Origin of the sequence: Gardnerella sp. DNF00038 (assembly GCF_049262855.1) — a bacterium.
GTDB lineage: Bacteria > Actinomycetota > Actinomycetes > Actinomycetales > Bifidobacteriaceae > Bifidobacterium > Bifidobacterium vaginale.
Window position 1 is genome coordinate 1204029 of record NZ_CP058407.1, and the last position, 20827, is coordinate 1224855.

A 20827-nucleotide genomic window follows, 5' to 3' on the forward strand; every position below is an offset into this window, starting at 1 on the left:
TTGTGAAGCTATCTCGCACGCGGATGGCTCATAACATACGCCTCCATAAGCGCATCTGGACTTATATGCGTGTAAATTTGCGTTGTTGTAACGGACGCATGCCCAAGCAGCTCCTGCACAGTGCGAACATCGGCGCCCCCTGAAATCAAATGCGTTGCAAATGAATGTCGAAGCGTGTGAGGATGCAATTCTTTGCCAATTTTAGCCATTTTGCCAGCGCGCGAAATCGCCTCCCACGCGGATTGGCGAGACAGCGATTTGCCACGTTTGTTGAGGAAAATCACGTGAGTATTAGCAGATTTTGACGATGAGTTTAAGGGTGACTTGAGTCGCGACTTTACTTGCGACTTTGCGGTTGCTGGCGACTTTTGCGCGCGACTTGCAAGAATAGGTCTTGCGTTAGCTAAATAATCGCGCAACGCACGTACCGCGCACTTTCCAATCGGCACGAGTCTCTGCTTTTGTCCCTTGCCACTAAGCCGCACAACTGATTCCGTCAAATCAATATCCTCGAATTTTAGTCCAACCGCCTCGCTCACGCGCGCGCCAGTCGCGTACAAAAATTCCACAAGCGCACGGTCTCGAAGCGAGACGGCATCCGTGCTACCAAATCCGCCAGCAGCATCGATTACGCGCTCCACTTCGCTAATGCTGAGCACGTCTGGAAGATGCTCCGCTTGCTTTGGCGCTTTGACTTCTGCAGAAGGGTCGCTTGCGATTTGCGCGTTGGAAAGCATGAATTTGTTCCACTCGTGGATGCTTGCGATTCGCCGCGCAATCGTGCGAGGTCCTAAGTTTTGCGATGACATTGCTTGTGATGACATTGCGCGCACGTATTCTTCAATATCTAGTTGCGTGATTTCATTAACATCGTTTATTTTTCGGGCTTCGCGCAGCCAGTTCGTGTATTTTGTAAGATCCGACTCGTAAGCTTCAACGGTTTTTGGCGAAAGCCCGCGCTCCACGCTTATGTGGTTTAGAAACTGCTGGATTTTTGGGGAAAATGGCGATTGCTGCGATTCGGTCATATGTCAATTATATGCCGCTCGAATCTACTACTTCGAGTTGCGTAATGCGCAAGCAACCGCAGAGTCACTAAACGCCACGCCAACAATCTGCTCGCCGCTTTGCGCACTTTGAATCAGCTGACTTTGCCAATCACCTGCACAATCAAGCGCAAATCGAAGCTCGCGCAAATCGCCAGCCGACTCATCGCAAGCAACCGCGCGCTCCTTATACTTATATTCGCGCCAAGAATCAGCCTTAGCAAAAAACGCGCGCTCATCGCTAGCAACCGCAGAATCGCCATCGCTCTCCTCAAGCATCTTCTTCGCAAAACTCAACTCCTCAATCACGCTTCCAAGCAAATCCGCCACATTTCGCCGATTTTCCGCAACCATCGCACGCGTGCGATTCGGGTCCGTAAGCGCAACTCGCGTCATATCTCGCCAAGAACCAGCCGACATTTGCAACGCAACATTGCGATTTTCGCTTCCGCACAAAACGTTCGCCAGCGCTGTAGAAACAACGTGCGGCATGTGCGAAATCAGCGCCGCCGAAGCGTCGTGTATAGAATCGTTCAACACAAGCGCGCGATTGCCACACAACGACACAATAACGCGCAAAACCGCGCAAAACCGCCAAAAATCACTGCTCTCATCAACGCTAACTGCCCAAAGCGCGCCGTCCAGCAGCTGCGCGCTAGACGCCTGCCAACCCGTAAACTCGCTGCCAGCCATAGGATGCGCGCCAATATAGCAATCACCAAGCCCCGCTGCCTTAACCTGCTCGCGCACAAGCCCCTTAACGCTACCAACATCCGTCAAAGTTGTGTGCTGTTTGTTGATTCCGCGCGAAATCTCGCCAAGAACTTCTGGCATAGAGGCAAGCGAATTGCACAAAATCAAAACATTTGGCTGCATGCGCGCAAGATCCGCAACGCTTTCAACGCAAGTGATTCCAAGCGCCCTCGCCTCTTTATACATTGTTTGATGGCGATTATACGCGTACACTTTGCAGGAGCCAGTCGCAGCCAAACGCTTTGCGATTGATCCGCCAATAAGTCCAAGTCCAACAATACCAACAGAAAATTTTTGAGAAAATCCAGCATCTTCTACCATAATAATTCTCTTTCTGCATGCATTACGTTCAAAGCGCTCAAAGCATCAACTGAAGCATCGCCTGGAGCATCAATACACACTCCGCCATTAGGCAGCATCCAATCATTCATAACCGGATTATCTCTATTATCAGAAGGATACACTGCTAAAACTCGAACCCAATCACCATGTTCAACAACTTCTTGAATCATAGCTTTACACGTAGAATCCCAAGGAGCAGAATCAACAGTTGCAATAAAACTATATAAACCATCCTGACCTTTAATCGGCCTAGACATAAAAGAAGTCATATTAAGACCATGATCGCGCACAACATCAAGCAAATTTGCCAGAACTCCAGCACCTGTAGAACGCGGAATAAAAGCAATAATCGAAGAAAAAGATGAATAGCATTCGCGATGCATACTAACAAAATTGAAAGCCTCATCTCTAGGAGCTAACACTAAAAACTCAGTGCGCGCGCCAGAAAAATCTTCAACAGCTTCACTCACAATCCGCCTATTGTATAAATCAGCACAAATTTTAGGGCACAAAGCAACTTCGCCATTAACTAAATCCCTACAAGCAGCAGCGTTTGAAGACGCAGTTTTTTCTTTCAATCCATGCTTTTGAGCAAACTTACGGCATTGTGCCAACGCGTGAGGGTGAGCAACAATAGTCGAACAGTTATCGATTGAATCCGACTGGCAAACAACAGCATCAAAACTTATATCAACACCCAAGCGAGCAATGCCAACCATATTTTTTGCATCAATTAATAAATCTAAATTAGGTATTACTACACCTTCAATATTGTTTTCCCACGCAATAATACCCAAATCGTGACAATCTTCAATTTCACTAGCAATATTACAAACATTCTCACACGCAGTTGGAATAAGACGCAAAGCACCTAACGATTTACATTGTTCTTTAACTTTTAAAGCAGCTTGATGAGTAAAAGAACCTTCTGGTCCTAAATAACATAATTTGCGGGCATTATTACTGTTCTTATTACTATTCATGACTATATTGCTATTCATGACTATTCCTCAAACTACTTTAAGATTGTAAGATTTTAAGATTGTAAGACTTTAAGACTATAAGACTGACTATATAAGACTGTAAGTAAGACTACCTTACATTGATTTAGCACCACTTATTTAGCACCACTTATTTAGCACCAGAAATAATAAAGAATTTATTAGGCATACAAAGCAAAACTACGTGAGCGATGATAATACCATAAAGCCAAAAATATCCAGCATTTTGCGCAATCCACGGAAGATTATCCACGCCAAAGCCAACGGCAACAAGCACGCCTCGAAACGCGCCAAAAATCCTAAACCATCCAAGCGCAATCATCCACACAACCGAACAGCACACAATTGCGTGCAAAATAAAGCCAAACATGCCACAAAGCATGCAAGCAAAACACGCGCTCAAAGTAACAAGCAAAAGCGCGATTACAAGACCGTACGGAAAGTTGTACATAGCGCCCATTCGATGCGCAAAAGTGCCCAAAACCGCGCAAAATGCCGCCAAAACGCATAAAGCCGCACACTTGCTAGCAAATAGCACGGAATGCGACTTTATGTTAAACATCATTTTAAGGAATCACGCAGCATTATTTTGACGACGCTGCTTAGCACGCCACTTATACCATTCATCACGGCTCAAAATGATCTTGCGCACGCGAATCGACTCAGGCGTAACTTCCACACACTCATCTTCGTTAGCAAAGTCAAGCGACTCTTCCAAGCTCATCTTAATTGGTGGAGTCAAAGTCTCAAGCACATCTGCTGTAGAAGAACGCATGTTAGTCATATGCTTAGCAAGCGTAATGTTAACGTCCAACTCGTCTGGCTTATTGTTAATACCAACGATTTGACCTTCGTACACAGGGCTTTGCGGATCCACAAAGAACACGCCACGCGCCTGCAAACGCTGCATAGCATAAGGCGTTGCAACACCCTTACGATCGCAAACCATGGAGCCGTTTTGACGAGTTACAATCTGACCAGCCCATGGAGCATAGCCTGCAGAAATAGAGCTTGCGATTCCCGTTCCGCGAGTCGCAGAAAGAAGAGCTGTGCGGAAGCCAATAAGACCGCGAGAAGGAACAGTAAATTGCAAGCGAATCCAGCCAGATCCGTGATTGCTCATAGAATCCATGCGACCCTTGCGATCCGCCATAAGCTGCGTAACAGTACCCATGTATTCTTCTGGAACATCAATCGTAGTGTTTTCCATAGGCTCGTTAATTTGGCCGTCAATCGTCTTAGTAACAACTTGAGGACGACCAACTGTAAGCTCGTAGCCTTCGCGACGCATTTGCTCCGCCAAAACTGCCAACGCCAACTCGCCACGACCCTGAACTTCCCAAGCATCTGGGCGGTCTGTTGGAAGAACCTTAATAGACACGTTACCAATAAGCTCGCGATCAAGCCTATCTTTAATCATGCGCGCTGTAAGCTTGTGATCCTTACCTTCTGTGCCAGCAAGCGGCGAATCGTTAATGCCGAAAGTCATGGAGATAGCTGGGTCGTCAACGTGAATCAATGGAAGAGGCTTTGGATCGTTCTGATCTACAATCGTCTCGCCAATCATAATGTCATTAACGCCTGCAACTGCAACAATATCTCCAGGACCTGCAGATGCAACAGGAGTTCGCTCCAAGCCTTGCGTGCGCAAAAGCTCAGAAACACGGAAGTTTTCAATAGAGCCGTCTACACGAGAAAGCCCGTAAGTCTTACCCTTTTCCAAAGTGCCATTGTAGATTCGCACTAAGCCTAAGCGGCCAAGGAAGTCGGAAGAATCGATGTTTGCAACGTGCGCCTGAAGAGGTGCGCCTTCCTCGTACTCTGGTGCTGGAATGTTGGAAATAATGGAGTCAAAAAGAGGCTCCAAATTATCATTGTCTGGCAAACCGCCGTTTTCTGGCTGATTCAAGGATGCATAGCCAGCTTTTGCAGCGCAATAAATAACAGGCAAATCAAGAAGCGAATCAATATCTAGGTCGATTCCTTCTTCAACAACGTCTTGTGCAAGACCGAGAAGCAAATCTGTAGCTTCGCTCACAACCTCGTCAATACGCGCATCTGGACGATCCGTTTTGTTAACGCACAAAATCACTGGCAACTTTGCCTCAAGAGCCTTACGTAGAACGAATCGAGTTTGTGGAAGTGGGCCTTCGGAAGCGTCAACAAGCAGCACAACGCCATCAACCATGGAGATGCCGCGCTCTACTTCGCCACCAAAGTCGGCGTGACCTGGGGTATCGATTACGTTGATTGTAATTCCCTCTGGGTGACCGTACTTTTCTGCGAGCGGGCCAGTGTATTGCACAGCAGTGTTCTTGGCAAGAATGGTGATGCCTTTTTCGCGCTCAAGGTCGTTGGAGTCCATTACGCGGTCTGGCACTTCTTCTCGCTCAGAGAATACGTGCGACTGCTGAAGCATGGCATTTACGAGCGTTGTTTTACCATGATCAACGTGCGCTACGATTGCCACATTTCTAATATCACCGCGAACAGTCATTACAAACCTCTTCCGTTTTATTTAGCCAAACCTAGACGAGTTTACTCGCGGCTTTAGACACGCCGCTTATGCAATCGCAGATTCACGCAATCGCAGATTCGCTGGCACCTTCTGGCAAATACTTGTCGTATCCTTCTTCTTCCAACTCGTCTGCAAGCTCCGGTCCTGCCGTCTTTACAAAGTGACCTTGCGCAAAAACGTGAACAATATCTGGCTTAATGTACTTTAGGATTCGCGTGTAATGCGTAACCATCATAATTCCCAAACCAGTGCTTTCTTTGGCGCGATTTACGCCTTCCGAAACAATTCGCAAAGCATCCACGTCTAGACCAGAATCCGTCTCGTCTAAAATCGCAAACTTTGGCTTTAAAATCTCTAGTTGCAAAACTTCCGCGCGCTTTTTCTCGCCGCCCGAAAATCCCTCGTTTACAGAACGAGATGCAAACTTTGGGTCCATTCTTAAGCGCTTCATTGCTTCGTTAAGCTCTTTAACCCACGCGCGCAAAGTCGGAGCCTCGCCGCTCACTTCTGTTTTTGCTGTGCGCAAAAAGTTCGTCATCGAAACGCCAGGTACCTCTACCGGGTATTGCATTGCAAGAAACAGCCCAGCTTTTGCGCGCTCGTCTGGAGTCATCTTCAAAATATCTTCGCCGTCTAGAAGCACCTGACCCGAATCCACTTCGTACTTTGGGTGACCTGCCAAAGTGTATGCGAGAGTAGATTTTCCAGAGCCATTCGGACCCATAATCGCGTGCGTTTCGCCAGAATTAACTGTAAGATTTACGCCCTTTAAGATTTGCTTGCGTCCCTCTTTTGTTTCTACAGACGCGTACAAATCCTTGATTTCTAAAGTTGACATGTTTATCTCCTATTCTTCGGTTTCTGGCGATTTTTCCGCATTTACAGATTCTGCGGCTGCTTGCGATTCTTCCGTCTTAGCTAAACGCCTCTCAATCGCAGCCATCAAATGATCTACGATTTGCGGCACGCCAATCTCCTCAATAAGCTCGTTAAAGAATCCGCGCACAACAAGCTTCCTAGCATCCGCTTCGCTTACTCCGCGAGATTGCAAGTAAAACAGCTCCTCGTCGTCGAATCTGCCGACAGAACTTGCATGACCTGCGCCAATAATATTTCCATTTTCGATTTCTAGATTTGGCTCCGAATCGGCAATCGCGCCAGGAGTTAGCACCAAGTTTCTGTTCAACTCGTACGAATCCGTGCCTGGAGCTTCTGGCTTAATAAGCGCGTTTCCAACCCATGTAGAATGCGCTCCCTTGCCGTAAAGCGCGCCCTTATACACTACTCGCGACTTGCATTCTGGGTGATTGTGCACAACCATCGTACGATGCTCAACATGCTCGCCTGGATCCACAAAATACATGCCAAGCATGTTTAAATCGCCCTTTTCGCCACCAAAATCCTGATCCATGCGGATTCGCACAACGTCTCCGCCAAGCGTGACCATTGTGTGACGAAGCGAAGCACCCTGCCCAACGTGAATCCTATGATTTCCAACGTGTTTGCTGCCTGAATCCCACTCTTGAATGAACGTTGTAGAAACATGCGCGTTATCTCCAAGAATGATTTCTACGCCTTCAGCAAGCTTTGCAACTCCTGTGTGTTCTACGATAATATCCGCGTTTGTGTAAGAATCAGCTTCAATCACTAAGTGCAATGCGTCAAGTGACTTCGCAGCGTCTAGCGATTGCAAGTTGTTTCCGTGAATTTGCAATATTATTGGCTTTGTAACTTCGCCACAAACATGCAAAACGTACGCCGACTTTGCAGAATTCCACGCAACAGCAGCCACGCGATCCGAAGGCTTCATCTCTGTATGCGGAGCCTCGTTTTTAGGCAAAATTTGCATCGTTACATGCGAATCGCCATCAACACCTTTTAGCTCCACAGCAACGTTGTTAGACGGCTTAAAACTATCAAAGAACTCGGAAATTCGCTCAACTGGAGTGTATCGCCAATCTTCCTGCTTCCTAGTTGGAATCGTAAAGTCTTGCACATTAAAAGAGCGCACGGATTTATCTGCACTAGAAGGCATTGCAGCAGGAACCGCGTAAGGATCATTAGGGTCTGCTACAGGAATATTAATTTCTTTTTCCGTCATTTTATTGCCTAAATTCTTTTTCAGATCTTCGCTCATCACCCCACGGATCCTTCCATTTGCAATTCCACAAGACGATTAAGCTCCAGAGCATACTCCATCGGCAACTGGCGACTAATCGGCTCCACAAAGCCGCGCACAATCATTCCCATAGCCTCTTTTTCTTCCAGCCCTCGACTCATCAAGTAGAAAAGCTGATCTTCGGAAACCTTGGAAACAGTGGCCTCGTGAGCCATCGAAACGTTATCTTCGCGCACGTCAACATGCGGATAAGTGTCGGACCTTGAAAAATCGTCAACAAGCAAAGCGTCGCACACAACTGAAGAGCTAGAGCCGCTAGCGCCCTTAACAATCTTCACAAGACCGCGGTAAGCAGAGCGTCCACCGCCGCGCGAAATCGACTTAGCAACAATCGTAGAACTCGTGTGCGGAGCCAAATGAATCATCTTCGCACCCGTATCTTGGTACTGACCGCGGCCCGCAAAGCTCAAAGACATGGTTTCTGCTTTTGCGTACGGCTCAGCAAGAATGCATGCAGGATACTTCATAGTAGCCTTGGAGCCAATGTTTCCATCAACCCACTCCATTGTGCCGCCTTCGCGCACGTAAGCTCGCTGAGTTACCAAGTTGTACACGTTATTTGACCAATTTTGCACGGTTGTGTAGCGCACGCGCGCATGCTTTTCTACAACAATCTCAACGTTTGCAGCGTGGAGCGAGTCCGTGGAATAGATCGGAGCTGTGCAACCTTCAACGTAATGCACGTACGATCCTTCGTCTGCAATAATCAACGTGCGCTCAAACTGACCCATGTTTGGCGTGTTAATGCGGAAGTAAGCCTGAAGCGGAATATCTACATGCACGCCTTTTGGCACGTACACAAACGATCCGCCACTCCAAGCCGCTGTGTTAAGAGCCGCAAACTTGTTGTCGTCAACTGGAATCACAGTTGCAAAATACTTTTTTACAAGCTCTGGATACTTTTGAACTGCTGTATCCGTATCAACAAAAATCACGCCTTGAGATGCTAAATCCTCGCGAATCGAATTGTAAATAACTTCCGACTCGTACTGTGCTGCAACGCCTGAAACTAAACGCTTTTTCTCCGCCTCTGGAATGCCAAGCCTATCGTAAGTTTTGCGAATATCTTCTGGCAAATCATCCCAAGTTTTCGCTTGATCATGAACAGGGCGCACGTAGTATTTAAAATCGTCTGCGTCAAAACCGCTTAAATCCACTCCCCAATCAGGCATCGGCTTTTGCAAAAACGCGCGGTAGCCTTGCAAACGAAGGTTTAGCATCCACTCTGGCTCGTGTTTGTCTGCGGAAATTGCGCGAACAACCGACTCGTCAATGCCCTTCTTTGCAGCTTCGCCTGCCGCATCCGAATCATGCCAGCCGTAATTGTACTCGCCAAATTCAGCAACAATCTGCTCGTCTTGGCGAATTTTATCTTCGTTTACGCGAGCGCGATCTGCCACGTACTGGCTCATTTCAACGTCTGCCGCGCTGGATTCTGGCGTGCTGGAGTCGTTTTGATTTGCTGCATTCTCATTCAATGATGCGCTTGATTCAGGCTTATTTGAATCATCAACCACTGTTTTACCCTCCTATCAAGCTTATAAATCGATTATACATTTAGCCACGCAACGCACGCTCCGAGATTTTTGACTTTGCGCGATTTTGCCACCATTTTGCCACCAAACGTGACTCAAATCACATCTTTACATTCTCTGCATAAACCTTGTCTGTATAAATGAAAATAAAGAAAAATACTTTATTTTTTATTGCATTTTTATTAAAATCTTATTTAGAAAGGTGGTAATTTAGATGACAACAAATACAGTGAACATTAATTTCAAGCTAAATGCAGACGATAAACGACTTATGGAAAATGTTTGCCGAGAACTAGGGCTTTCAATGAGTGCAGCATTCACAATATTTGCTAAGAAAGTTGGAAGAGAACACAGAATACCATTCGAAGTTTCAGCAGATCCGTTTTACAATCCGGAGAATATAAGTCGTCTTAAAAAATCCATAGCACACATGGAAGAAACAGGCGGCACTATACACGAGGTTCCGCTCGATGATTAAAGCCTGGACAGATGAAGCGTGGGAAGACTTTGAGTACTGGTCTAAGCAAGATAAGAAAACTCTTAAGAGGATCCTTCAGCTTCTTAAAGATATTGATCGCAACGGATATAACGGCATAGGTAAACCAGAACCTCTGAAAGGTGATTTTTCTGGATACTGGAGTAGACGGATTGATGACTGTAACAGAATAGTTTACCGAATCGATGGAAACATAATGAGAATAGTTCAGTGCGGTTCACATTATGATAGATGATCGCAAAATCTACGCACGCGGGAAGGCTTGCGAGTAACGCTGTTTAAGAGCCTGAATAGAAACGTGCGTGTAGCGCTGCGTTGTGTTAAGCGACGAATGCCCCAAAAGCTCCTGAACCTCGCGAAGGTCCGCTCCCCCGTTGAGCATATGTGTTGCAGCACTGTGGCGAAGCGCGTGCGGCGCAACATCTGGCACGTTTGCAGCAGCTGCAGCCTCGTGAACAATGCTCCTAACAATGCGCTGGTCAATGCGCTTTGCTCGCGCGCCCAAAAACAGCGCTTGCGAGTTTACGGCAGATTTTTCTTGCAGCGCACTTCTCCCACAGTCAAGCCACTTTTTACACGCTTTTGCAGCAGGAACACCGAATGGTACTACACGCTGCTTGTTTCCCTTACCTGTAACTTTTACAGTGTGATTTTCAAAATCCATATCTTGCACATTAAGACCCGTAAGCTCCCCCACACGCATGCCCGTGGCATATAAAAGCTCTAAAATCGCAGCATTTCTGAGTGCGATTACATACTCTTGTTTCGTTTTTGTTTGAGATTTTATTTTAGATTTTATTCGCATTTTTATTTGCGACTTTAGTGGTGTATTTTCTTGATGCTCGGTTGCTGGCGACTTATCCACAGCATAATCTTCAGAACGATCCTCAGCACAATCCAATAACTTTTCCGCTTGCGCCTCGTCTAAAACCGTAGGAAGCTCATTAACAATTTTAGGTGTATTAAGAATTTGCGCAGGATTTGCGCTAATCAAACCAACGTGTGTAGTCCATGCAAAAAAGCCGCGCACAGCCACTACTTTGCGAGCCAAACTAGAGCGCGCGTGATTCTTATTAAGCCAATACATCCATTGACGCAGAACGCTTGTAGACACAGAATTTAAATCAGAAAGATCGTTTACACCACACCATTCAAGGCATTGCAAAACATCTACCCTATATGCGCGAAGAGTGCGACTTCCAAGGCCTTTATTTGAACGCAAATAATCAATATACCGATCGGATAAGTCGGAAGCTTCCGTTGACGATACCAAACCATCGTCAAATAATAAATCATTATTATTACGACTGCTAGCCATAGAACCGCCTCAAATCGCCTATATCACAGCAATCAGAAAGCTCTAATTACCGCTTTCTCCGCTAGACTTACGCCTTCTATCCAACACGTGCCAAGCTTTATCTGCAGCAGCAAGCTGAGCCTTGCGCTTGCTAGAACCATCCGCCTCACCCAACAGCTCGTCGCCGCTTTCGTGTGCCAAAACCGCGCGCGCATGGAACACGGGCGCATAATCTGGGCCAGAAACCGACATCCTATATTGCGGCTCGTCAAGCCCCATCTCGTGCGCCAAAACCGTAAGCGAAGTCTTCCAATCCAGAGCAGGACCTTCTGTAAGAACCTCCGCCAAAGTGTCGTCAATCAAACGATGCACTACAGCGCGCGCCTCGTCAATGCCATGCTCAACAAAAGTCGCGCCAATAAGCGCCTCAACAATATCGCACAAAATCGAGTCTTTTTGAGCGCCTCCATGCTCCATCTCGCCATGACCCAAAAGAATATACGGTCCAACGTGCAACTTATCTCGCGCAACCGCGCTCAAAGCCCACTCCGAAACAGCCTTAGCGCGAAGCTTAGCCAACTGACCTTCCGTCATATCTGGGTGAGCAGAAAACAGCGTTTCTGTAGAAACAAGCTCCAAAACAGCGTCTCCCAAAAACTCTAGACGCTCGTAGTTTTTAGTGCCTGGATGCTCGTGCGAAAACGAGCGATGAGTGAGCGCCTCAACAAGTAAATCTGGCGAAATCGTAGTACCGAGCGCGCGTAAAAGCTCCTGAGTAGGGTCACCATCATGAGTATGTCCGTCTTTAGAACGCGTAACACCTATGCTGCTAGTTCTAGCATTTTCTGGATGATTTGGGTTCTGATAATTGCGATTTTGAACGTCATTTTTTACATCATCTTGAATGTCATGCTGATCTTTTGTATTGTTCCCACTCATATTTTCAACATTATAGCGCATGCGTTGAAGTCGTTGATTTACAACCTCATGCAATTTCAAGCTCAATAAAAGCGTGCAAAAACACAAGAACCCTGCCACCCGTCGATGGCAGGGTTCTTTTAAAATACAACCTACTTGGTGTGCGCAGAGCGAATTGCTTCGCGATACACGCGACCGCGGAAGTTACCGCAGGTTGGGCAAGCCATGTGAGACAACGCTGGCGAACCGCAGTTCGGGCAGGTAATAGTCTGCACGGCAGAAGCCTTCCAATTGGCGCGACGCGAATGAGTATTAGCGCGCGAGGTCTTGTACTTTGGCAGTGCCATAATCTTTCCTCTATTTCGTTCAACCGATTGAGCTTAAGCGTTCTGTATATTACAGCAAGCGCCATACATTATTCAGAAACACACTACATGGCAGGTCGTCGTTCGCGCGTTACAGCGCTCTATTCCTCGCGGCTATTAGTAGCCGCTCGGCTGATTTGGCATGTAAAGTCCACTGGACTTTACATTTGAGCCAAATCACGCTTTGAAGGAGCTTGAAATGCGTTATGCAATTTCAAGCTCAGTCAAAGCGCAAGTAAGGTAGAGATTCGAGGTTTTTCGCAGCTAGCGAGGCGAGCCTCAGCATGAAATGGTGACTCGCCGAGAGAGCAAGAAAAATCGAGAATCTCGGTGATGAAAGCTACGCAATTGTTCAAGCACGTAAGAGGGCTGGGTGATTCTTGGTCGAACAGTATAAGAGCGGCAGCCGATACCAAATAATCCAAATGATCAACCACTACAAACAAACCTCAATCCAAAAACAGAATCAAAGCCAAAACGGAACAACCGCAACAACAGACAACACGTAATAGGCAGAGCGTTGTGAGACAAGAAACACCCAGCCCTCACACAACAACAAACAAGGATTTTATTCAGGCAGATTGTTGTGATTCAAGCTTTTGCTTAAGTCCTTCAAGCGCCGCAAACCGAATATCCGTAATATCGTGATGATGATCTGGATGTTCGTTCAAGTTTTCTCCGCATTGCGAGCAAAGGCCCTTGCAATCTGGCTCACACAAAGGTTTAAGCGGCAGCTCGCTAACCATTGTGTCCCTAATCAATGCCTCGATATCAGCAAAGTCGCCTCCGCCAACCAGTGGATACACGTTTCCAGAATCGTCGCCCTCGTCCCAAATATCAGCATCTTCTAAATCATCATTATCGCCATTAGATCTATTAGATTTAGAATTATTGGAACGCGCACCACCCTTGCTTTCCACCTGTGCAAAGAACGCGCACACATCAACACTCCAATCCCTATGCAACGGCATCAGGCATCTAGAGCACTCTGCGTGTACGCGCGCTGTAATCGTACCCTGGAACATAAGCCCATCCACTACGGAATCAAAGTTGCCGTCTACTGTAACATCGCTCCCTGGCTTCACGCCAATAACGCTGTCTCCTATACCTTCTGGCGCCGGGAAAACGCGATGCAATTGCATGCTACTTCCTGCTCGTGCCGCCATTTGCGCAACTGGTACCGCCCATAAAGACTGGGAGGGATGCGATGCCATTTTTAGTTCCTTTCTTCGCTTTCGTTTACAACTTCTCCATTAACTTGTCTGTTAATCTCGTCTTGCACATGCGCCGCCGCACGCCTGCGTTCTTCTAGAACTCGCTGACCTGCTTGAACATCCTGCTCTAGCTTGTCTAACTGCTGTTTTAAACCTTCCATAACCGTAGCACTGTACTGATCCGCACCACGCGTGAGTTTATCAGACTTTGCCTGCGCCTCGTTTACGATTCCTCTCGCCTGATTTCTTGCGATGGCGACCACGTTTTCTTGCCCAGCCAAGAATTTAGCTCTCTCTTGTGCTTCTTCAATCATCTGAGCAGCCTGGCTTTGCGCAGAACTTACGATTGAATTTGCTTGAGCCTGAGCTGTGCGCAAGCGTCTCTCTGCCTCTCGCATTAATGCACTCGCGCGCTCAAGTTGCACTGGTAGCATGTCTTTTAACCTAGATAAGTAGTCGCCGAATTCTTCGCGATCAATCTTTGCCATTCCAGCAGAAAACAGCACGCCTTTTGCTTCATTTAATGTGGTTTCCATTGTGTCGATTATGTCGTAAACTGTTGTGAATTCTTCACGCGACTTTGTTCGCACTTCTTCGCTTACTGTTTGCGGATTAGCGGCTTTAAACACGTTTTCTTTTTCATCTTCAAATTCTATTGCACCACCGTCTTCGCGTTCACGCAAATCTGGCATTGGGAACAAGTTTTGCGCATTATCGCCAGCAGCCGCAGAATCAGCAGAAGAATCGCCAGCAACCGTAGAATCGCCAGCACTATCATCCTTAGTCTTATTTGCCGCAGGCACTGCGTCGTAAGCTTCAAAAGCAGCACTGGGCGAATCATCGTTGTTTGCAATCACTGGATTTAATGGCAACTTTTGGCTGCGATTTGCCGATACTTGGCTTTCCATTGTGTCGTCTTCGTTTTCGCTCATTTTTTCTCCTTCGCTAAGTAGCTGCTCTCTGTTTCTCCTAATAATTTTATTTTATTATTTTAATTTTATGACTTTATTGTACGTATTTTTGTGATATTGCAATTGTTTTAGAAAAAACGTTCTGTAAAAGTGGAACCACATTATCTGGCACCATTCCCGAAACGTCTCCGCCGTGACGAGCAACATCTTTTACAACGGAGCTAGAAACATGTTCCAAAATAGGGTCTGCAGGCAGGAACATGGTTTCTATCCCAGCAAGCTTGCGATTAACCAGAGCCATTCCAAGCTCCGCCTCATAGTCACCATTTTGGCGCAATCCTTTAACTATTACGGTTGCGCCGACTTTTTTGCAATAATCTGTGATAAGACCATCTGTTGAGGCAACAACTATTTTGCACGCTGGCGACTGTGCTGCTCCGCATAAAGGTGGAGCAAATTCCCCGACTGGAAAATCATTTTTTAGGTTTTTAACAGCATTGCGAATAATATCCACACGCTCCGATTCGGAAAACATTGGCGTTTTTGCCGCGTTAACAGCCACCAAAACATGCACTTCTTTAAAGAGATGCGTACAACGTTGTATCACGTCTAAGTGTCCGGCTGTAACGGGATCGTAGGAGCCTGGGCAAACAGCTATAGTCATGCTTTTAGATTACCACGAATCTGACACGAGTCTGACACGAATCAGGCATGAGCTATACATAAGCTAGACATAAGCCTATTTTTCCTGATTGTGTTTCTTTTTCCCCGCGTTTGTTCCCATATTTGACGTTTTGATAAACAAACACGGGCAAAATACGCAGCTCGAAGTCGTCGATTCGCGCGGCGAAAAATCGAGAATCCCCACGCACTAATAGTAGATAGGCGTAGGACTATGATTGGCTGCAGGTAAAAGTCGCTTATAAAAGTCGTAAAGAACGCGCTTTAAGTTTGATTACTAAAATCGCAAGAAAGGATTGAAAATGCTTGATTCTTTTGATTTCTCAAAGTCCGAAGCAAAGTCTGAAGTAAAGTCTTACACAAACTCTTCCGTACTCATGACAGACATGTACGAGTACACAATGCTCGACGCAGCACTAAAAGACGGAACAGCAAATCGCAAATGCGTTTTTGAGATTTTTACTAGGCACCTTCCTCAAGGCCGCCGCTACGGAGTGGTAGCAGGCACAGGCAGAATCCTAGAGGAGCTAGCGCGATTCCACTTTAGCGACGATGACTTGCGATTTTTGCAAGACCGCAAAATTGTAAGCAAAGACACCATTAAATGGCTAGAAAACTACCATTTTAGCGGCAAAATCCGCGGTTACAGAGAAGGCGAAATGTTCTTCCCAGATTCGCCGATTTTGCAAGTTGAAGGCACTTTTGGCGAGTGCACGTTGCTAGAAACGTTGCTACTTTCCGTGCTTAACTACGATTGCGCAGTGGCGAGCGCCGCCGCACGCATGGTTTCCGCGTCTGCTGGAAGGCCGTGCATGGATATGGGTGGCAGGCGCACAAACGAGTGGTCGGCTGTGGCTGCTTCTCGCGCGGCGGTAATCGGCGGTTTTAAAGGCACGGCAAACCTGCTTGCGGCAAAGCTTTACGGGCTTAAGGCGATTGGAACGGCCGCGCATTGCTTTACGCTTGTGCACGATTCGGAGCGCGATGCCTTTGAGTCACAAATTGCAGCACTCGGAAAAGGAACAACGTTGCTTGTAGACACATACAACGTAGAAGAGGCTGTTAAAACCGCCGTGCAAGTTGCTGGTGCGGATCTTGGCGGCGTACGCATTGATTCGGGCGATTTGTGCGTTATGGCTCGTCGCGTTCGCGCACAGCTCGATGCGTTGGGTGCTAAAAATACTAAAATCACGGTTACGAACGATTTGGACGAGTATGCGCTTGCGTCTTTGCAAAATGCGCCAGTCGATTCCTACGGCATTGGAACAATGCTTGTTACAGGTTCGGGCGCGCCTACTTGCGCAATGGTTTATAAACTCACAGAACGTGAAGGCGCGGATGGAGTTATGCAACCTGTTGCTAAGAAGTCTAAGAATAAGGCGACTGTTCCAGGGCGTAAGCTTGCGTACCGTTCCTACGATTTTAGCGGCGGTGCAAATGGCGGCGTGGCTAGCAATGGCGTAGCCGATTGTGAGCATGTAATTTCTGGCTCGGAGAGTGTCCTCGCGACTTTTAAGCCGCAAGATTCTTGGGAAGATTTGCTAGTTGACTACGTGCAAAATGGCGAATTTAATACGGAGTTTATGGGTCATGACGCAATTATGCGAGCACAGGACTATTGTGCTAGAGCACTTAGCAGACTTCCGATTTCTGCTCAAAGTCTTATGCGTGGCGACCCTGCTATTCCTACAGAAATCAACGTTTTAGGCTAAAAGCCCAGATTGTTCATCTCTTCGTAGATTTTTTTGCACTCTGGGCAAACAGGATAGTCGTTAGCTTCGCGCTTTGGAATCCATACTTTTCCGCACAGTGCTACAACAGGACGGCCAGTTAGTCGCGATTCGATTACGCGATCCTTGGAAACGTAGTGTGCAAAGCGGTCTGCATCACCACCATCGTCCATTCGCGCTGATTCATCTACCTCTGGCTTTTCAAGTACGCTCGTGCTTGTGCTAGACCCAGAATCTGGGAGGCTTTGTGAATCGTCTTCCATAACAGCGTTCAAATTAGCAGCGTTTGGATCTTCGCTATACTTTGAATCATTTGAAAACGTCATTGCATCCCTTTCGTACAAATCGCGCTTTGTTGATTGCGACTCATGTTTATACAAGCATAAGTCATAATCGCAACAAATACTCGAATCGACAACTTCGAGCTTAACGCGTGAGTTATTAGCTAAACATATAATTGAGATTATGCTTGAAAATACGAACAGAACTCTTACATCAGCAGCCGCACAATTGCGCCTATATAACACGGCAACGCACAACACTAGCGAGTTTACAACGGTTACTCCTGGCCACGTTGGAATGTACGTGTGTGGCGCGACTGTGCAAAGCTCGCCTCATATAGGTCATATTCGCGCCGCAATCGCCTTCGACGTTGTTCGCCGATGGCTTTTGCGCCTTGGCTACACTGTCACTTTTGTTAGAAATGTTACAGATATTGACGATAAAATCATCAAAAAAGCTAGCGAAAATGGCCAAACATGGTGGCAGCGCGCCTACATTTACGAGCGCGAGTTCACTAAAGCTTACGACACTCTTGGCGTTATGCCGCCAACAGTGGAGCCGCGCGCAACTGGTCACATAAACGATATGGTGGAGCTTATACAACGCCTTATTGATCGCGGTCATGCATACGCAATAACAGACGCAAATGGAAATCCTACTGGAAACGTGTATTTTAGTGTGCCAAGCTGGCAAGATTACGGCGCTCTAACACATCAAAATGGTAATTCAGACGGCAGCAATAGCGACGACAAATCCAGCAAAGCCGACAAATACAATCCAGTTGACCCTGCTGACGCAAGCCCAGATAAGCATGATGCTCGCGATTTTGCACTTTGGAAAGCACCTTGCGATTTTGACCAAAAAGACGCGCGCTGGAACACGCCGTTTGGAGCAGGACGCCCAGGTTGGCACATTGAATGCTCAGCAATGAGCCACCGCTATCTTGGCGATTCCTTCGACATTCACGGCGGCGGACTAGACTTGCGCTTCCCACACCACGAAAACGAGATGGCACAAACACTCGCTGCTGGATGGAAGAGTGCAAACGTGTGGATGCACTCCGCGTGGGTTACATCTAAGGGCGAAAAAATGAGCAAATCCCTTGGAAACGGTCTTTCTGTTCCATCTGTTTTAGCTCAAAAATCCGCGTGGGTCGTGCGATACGCGCTAGGCGGCGTGCAGTACCGCGCAATGCTTGAGTGGTCGGATCAATCTTTGACCGAGGCACAATCTGCTTATGATCGCATATCTAACTTCCTCGAGCGCGCAAATCGCGTAATCGAAAATCAGCCAGATTATGCGGAAGTTCAAAGCGTTGATGCAGATAATCTTCCAAAAGATTTTACTAAAGCTATGAACGACGATATTAACGTTTCGGGCGCGTTGGCTGCGATTTTTACTGCGATTCGCTCTGGTAACGCGCTTTTGGATGACTATGCGCAAAATCAAAACGAAAATCAAAGCAACGGCATTAAAAGCCTTATTAAGACTTGTGTTTTGCAAGTTCGTGCAATGCTAGACACTCTTGGACTAGACCCTTATTCTCCACAATGGCGCAATCTTTCGCAAAAATCGCAAGATTTAGGTGCGAATAATGGCGCAAACGCGGAGCATAAGGTTCTTGAATCTTTGATTGCAAATCAGCTTGAACAAAGGGCTATTGCACGCGCAGCTAAGGATTTTGCACGCGCAGACGCGATTCGCGACTCTTTAACCGCCGCTGGCGTTGTAATCGAAGATTGCGCACAAGGGTCATCGTGGCATTTGTCTTAAGTAAAAGCAATGTAAACATGATAAAAAGCAATACAACAAAACATTCCAAACAACCTGTAGAATAGAGCAATTATGGCAGCATTTAGTTCGTTAACAGAAAGACTTTCTGGCGCATTCAAACACTTGCGCAGAAAAGGGAAATTATCCGACGCAGACATCGACGGCACGATTCGTGAAATTCGTCGTGCGCTTTTAGACGCAGACGTAGCTCTAGATGTTGTGCGATCGTTTACTGCTAAAATTCGCGAGCGCGCACTAGGCGAGGAAGTTTCTAGCGCACTGAATCCTGCTCAGCAAGTTGTGCGAATTGTAAACGACGAGCTTACAAACGTTTTGGGTTCAGGCGTTGATAGACCGCTGAATTTTGCAAAATATCCACCAACTGTAATCATGCTTGCTGGTTTGCAAGGCGCTGGTAAAACAACGCTCGCTGGAAAGTTGGGCTACTGGCTTAAGGATTCGGGTCATACGCCTTTGCTTGTTGCGGCGGATTTGCAACGTCCTAACGCTGTTACGCAGCTTGAGGTTGTTGCAGAGCGTGCAGGTGTGGCGATTTTTGCGCCAGAGCGAGGCGTGCAAAGTGACGGCGGCAGCGAAGTTGTTTCGGCTGGTTTAGCCACTGGGGACCCTGTTAAAGTTGCGCGAGATTCTATTGACTACGCGCGCGCAAAAATGTACGACACGGTTATTATCGATACCGCTGGTCGCCTTGGCGTGGACGATGCTCTTATGCAGCAGGCGCGCGAGATTCGCGATGCTGTTAATCCGCAAGAAATTCTGTTTGTTATAGACGCCATGATTGGTCAGGACGCTGTTCGTACGGCTCAAGCTTTTAACGAGGGCGTTGACTTTACGGGTGTTGTGCTTTCTAAGTTAGATGGCGATGCACGAGGCGGCGCTGCATTATCTGTTGCAAGCGTTACGGGAAAGCCGATTTTGTTCGCCTCTACTGGCGAAGGTTTGAAGGATTTTGAGATTTTCCATCCAGATAGAATGGCTTCAAGAATCCTCGACATGGGCGATATTCTAACGCTTATTGAGAATGCGCAAAAACAGTTTGACGAGGAAGAGTCTAGAAAAGCTGCCGCTAAAATATCTGAAGGAACTTTTGGACTAGACGACTTTTTGGATCAGCTTCAGCAGGTTAAAAAGCTTGGTTCTATGAAGAAGATTCTTGGTATGATGCCTGGAATGGCAGCGCACAGACAGGAACTTGAGCAGTTTGATGACCGCGAGATAGACCGCACGGAAGCTATTATTCGTTCGATGACGCCTAAAGAGCGCAAAGACACCAAGATTATTGATGGTTCTAGGCGCGCGCGCATTGCAGCTGGCGCAGGCGTTCCAGTTTCTGCAGTGAATGCGCTTTTGCAACGCTTTGAGCAAGCAGCTAAAATGATGAAGCGCATGAGCAATGGCGGCGGCGCAGGAATGCCTGGAATGGGCGGAATGCCTGGGTTTGGCGGTCCTGGCGGAAAGTCTAAGCGTAAAGACAAGAAGAGCAAGAAGAAGGGCGGAAAGTCTGGTAATCCTATGCGTCGCGAGGCCGAGGAGCGCGCGCTTAGAGAACGCTTGTCTGGAAATTCTTCTGCGAATAGTGCAAATGATGACGCGAATGGCGAGTCTGCTTTTATGAAGAAGAAGCAGGATTTGCCTAATAATTTGCCAGAAAATCTTCAAAATCTTATGAGTGGCGAAGGTGACTTTGCTGACGAAATGCCTGATTTACCGCCTAATTTGGGCGGCGGACTCGCAGGTCTTTTCGGCAGATAACGCGAATAATACG

Annotated in this window: 20 protein-coding genes; 5 read left to right on the forward strand and 15 right to left on the reverse strand. The window is 47.1% G+C overall.

Annotation, left to right across the window (positions count from 1 at the left end):
• Positions 1 to 8: 8 nt before the first annotated feature.
• The 8 genes from HXT19_RS04745 to sufB all read right to left on the reverse strand — a co-directional run bounded on the left by HXT19_RS04745 (position 9) and on the right by sufB (position 9356).
• The gene (locus HXT19_RS04745) at positions 9 to 1028 is read right to left on the reverse strand and encodes a site-specific tyrosine recombinase (RefSeq protein WP_415691135.1); all 1020 of its coding nucleotides are present in this window, start codon (positions 1026 to 1028) and stop codon (positions 9 to 11) included.
• Between the two features lie 27 nt (positions 1029 to 1055).
• Positions 1056 to 2120, reverse strand: a complete 1065-nt coding sequence (locus HXT19_RS04750; protein WP_422119644.1) for a prephenate dehydrogenase — start codon at positions 2118 to 2120, stop codon at positions 1056 to 1058.
• A complete protein-coding gene (locus HXT19_RS04755; RefSeq protein ID WP_422119645.1) occupies positions 2114 to 3142 on the reverse strand; it encodes a prephenate dehydratase in 1029 nt (342 codons plus the stop codon). The genes HXT19_RS04750 and HXT19_RS04755 overlap by 7 nt, the downstream gene beginning before the upstream one ends.
• A 130-nt stretch (positions 3143 to 3272) precedes the next feature.
• Complete coding sequence (locus HXT19_RS04760; protein ID WP_248898488.1) at positions 3273 to 3707, reverse strand: alcohol dehydrogenase; 435 nt, start codon at positions 3705 to 3707, stop codon at positions 3273 to 3275.
• A gap of 9 nt (positions 3708 to 3716) precedes the next feature.
• Positions 3717 to 5639, reverse strand: coding sequence for a translational GTPase TypA (gene typA, locus HXT19_RS04765; RefSeq protein WP_004114597.1), 1923 nt, complete (start codon positions 5637 to 5639; stop codon positions 3717 to 3719).
• A gap of 82 nt (positions 5640 to 5721) precedes the next feature.
• Positions 5722 to 6498 carry a Fe-S cluster assembly ATPase SufC gene (gene sufC / locus HXT19_RS04770; protein ID WP_004113429.1) on the reverse strand — a complete coding sequence of 259 codons (777 nt, stop codon included), beginning with the start codon at positions 6496 to 6498 and terminating at the stop codon, positions 5722 to 5724.
• Between the two features lie 9 nt (positions 6499 to 6507).
• Positions 6508 to 7797: a Fe-S cluster assembly protein SufD gene (gene sufD / locus HXT19_RS04775; protein ID WP_004117366.1), complete on the reverse strand. Its 1290-nt coding sequence runs from the start codon at positions 7795 to 7797 to the stop codon at positions 6508 to 6510.
• Positions 7797 to 9356: a Fe-S cluster assembly protein SufB gene (sufB, locus tag HXT19_RS04780; RefSeq protein ID WP_004117361.1), complete on the reverse strand. Its 1560-nt coding sequence runs from the start codon at positions 9354 to 9356 to the stop codon at positions 7797 to 7799. The genes sufD and sufB overlap by 1 nt, the downstream gene beginning before the upstream one ends.
• Positions 9357 to 9588: 232 nt before the next feature.
• Between sufB and HXT19_RS04785 the strand changes: the two genes are divergently transcribed.
• Positions 9589 to 9852: a type II toxin-antitoxin system RelB/DinJ family antitoxin gene (locus tag HXT19_RS04785; protein ID WP_004113434.1), complete on the forward strand. Its 264-nt coding sequence runs from the start codon at positions 9589 to 9591 to the stop codon at positions 9850 to 9852.
• On the forward strand, positions 9845 to 10105 hold the full coding sequence (locus tag HXT19_RS04790; protein WP_004113436.1) for a Txe/YoeB family addiction module toxin: 261 nt from the start codon (positions 9845 to 9847) through the stop codon (positions 10103 to 10105). The genes HXT19_RS04785 and HXT19_RS04790 overlap by 8 nt, the downstream gene beginning before the upstream one ends.
• A gap of 9 nt (positions 10106 to 10114) precedes the next feature.
• Here HXT19_RS04790 and HXT19_RS04795 read toward each other — a convergent pair whose 3' ends face one another.
• The 6 genes from HXT19_RS04795 to coaD all read right to left on the reverse strand — a co-directional run bounded on the left by HXT19_RS04795 (position 10115) and on the right by coaD (position 15239).
• Positions 10115 to 11188 carry a tyrosine recombinase XerC gene (locus HXT19_RS04795; protein ID WP_422118603.1) on the reverse strand — a complete coding sequence of 358 codons (1074 nt, stop codon included), beginning with the start codon at positions 11186 to 11188 and terminating at the stop codon, positions 10115 to 10117.
• A 42-nt stretch (positions 11189 to 11230) separates the two neighbouring features.
• Complete coding sequence (rnc, locus tag HXT19_RS04800; RefSeq protein WP_004117354.1) at positions 11231 to 12127, reverse strand: ribonuclease III; 897 nt, start codon at positions 12125 to 12127, stop codon at positions 11231 to 11233.
• A gap of 110 nt (positions 12128 to 12237) precedes the next feature.
• Complete coding sequence (gene rpmF / locus HXT19_RS04805) at positions 12238 to 12432, reverse strand: 50S ribosomal protein L32 (protein ID WP_004113441.1); 195 nt, start codon at positions 12430 to 12432, stop codon at positions 12238 to 12240.
• Between the two features lie 590 nt (positions 12433 to 13022).
• Positions 13023 to 13664, reverse strand: a complete 642-nt coding sequence (locus HXT19_RS04810) for a YceD family protein (protein WP_422119646.1) — start codon at positions 13662 to 13664, stop codon at positions 13023 to 13025.
• A 2-nt stretch (positions 13665 to 13666) separates the two neighbouring features.
• Positions 13667 to 14596 (reverse strand): hypothetical protein, encoded by a 930-nt coding sequence (locus HXT19_RS04815; RefSeq protein ID WP_048730162.1) that lies wholly within the window; start codon positions 14594 to 14596, stop codon positions 13667 to 13669.
• Positions 14597 to 14669: 73 nt separating this feature from the next.
• Entirely contained in the window at positions 14670 to 15239 is a 570-nt protein-coding gene (coaD, locus tag HXT19_RS04820; protein WP_014554409.1) for a pantetheine-phosphate adenylyltransferase, read from the reverse strand.
• A gap of 319 nt (positions 15240 to 15558) precedes the next feature.
• On the opposite strand from coaD, the gene HXT19_RS04825 reads away from it, so the two are divergent.
• Complete coding sequence (locus HXT19_RS04825; protein ID WP_009994867.1) at positions 15559 to 16968, forward strand: nicotinate phosphoribosyltransferase; 1410 nt, start codon at positions 15559 to 15561, stop codon at positions 16966 to 16968.
• Here the strand turns inward: HXT19_RS04825 and HXT19_RS04830 are convergent.
• Positions 16965 to 17312, reverse strand: coding sequence for a DUF3039 domain-containing protein (locus tag HXT19_RS04830; protein ID WP_004113460.1), 348 nt, complete (start codon positions 17310 to 17312; stop codon positions 16965 to 16967). The genes HXT19_RS04825 and HXT19_RS04830 overlap by 4 nt on opposite strands.
• A gap of 139 nt (positions 17313 to 17451) precedes the next feature.
• On the opposite strand from HXT19_RS04830, the gene cysS reads away from it, so the two are divergent.
• Together cysS and ffh are read left to right on the forward strand one after the other, a co-directional pair.
• Complete coding sequence (gene cysS, locus HXT19_RS04835) at positions 17452 to 19041, forward strand: cysteine--tRNA ligase (protein WP_422119647.1); 1590 nt, start codon at positions 17452 to 17454, stop codon at positions 19039 to 19041.
• A 72-nt stretch (positions 19042 to 19113) separates the two neighbouring features.
• A complete protein-coding gene (gene ffh / locus HXT19_RS04840; RefSeq protein ID WP_004117337.1) occupies positions 19114 to 20814 on the forward strand; it encodes a signal recognition particle protein in 1701 nt (566 codons plus the stop codon).
• The last annotated feature ends 13 nt before the right edge of the window (positions 20815 to 20827 follow it).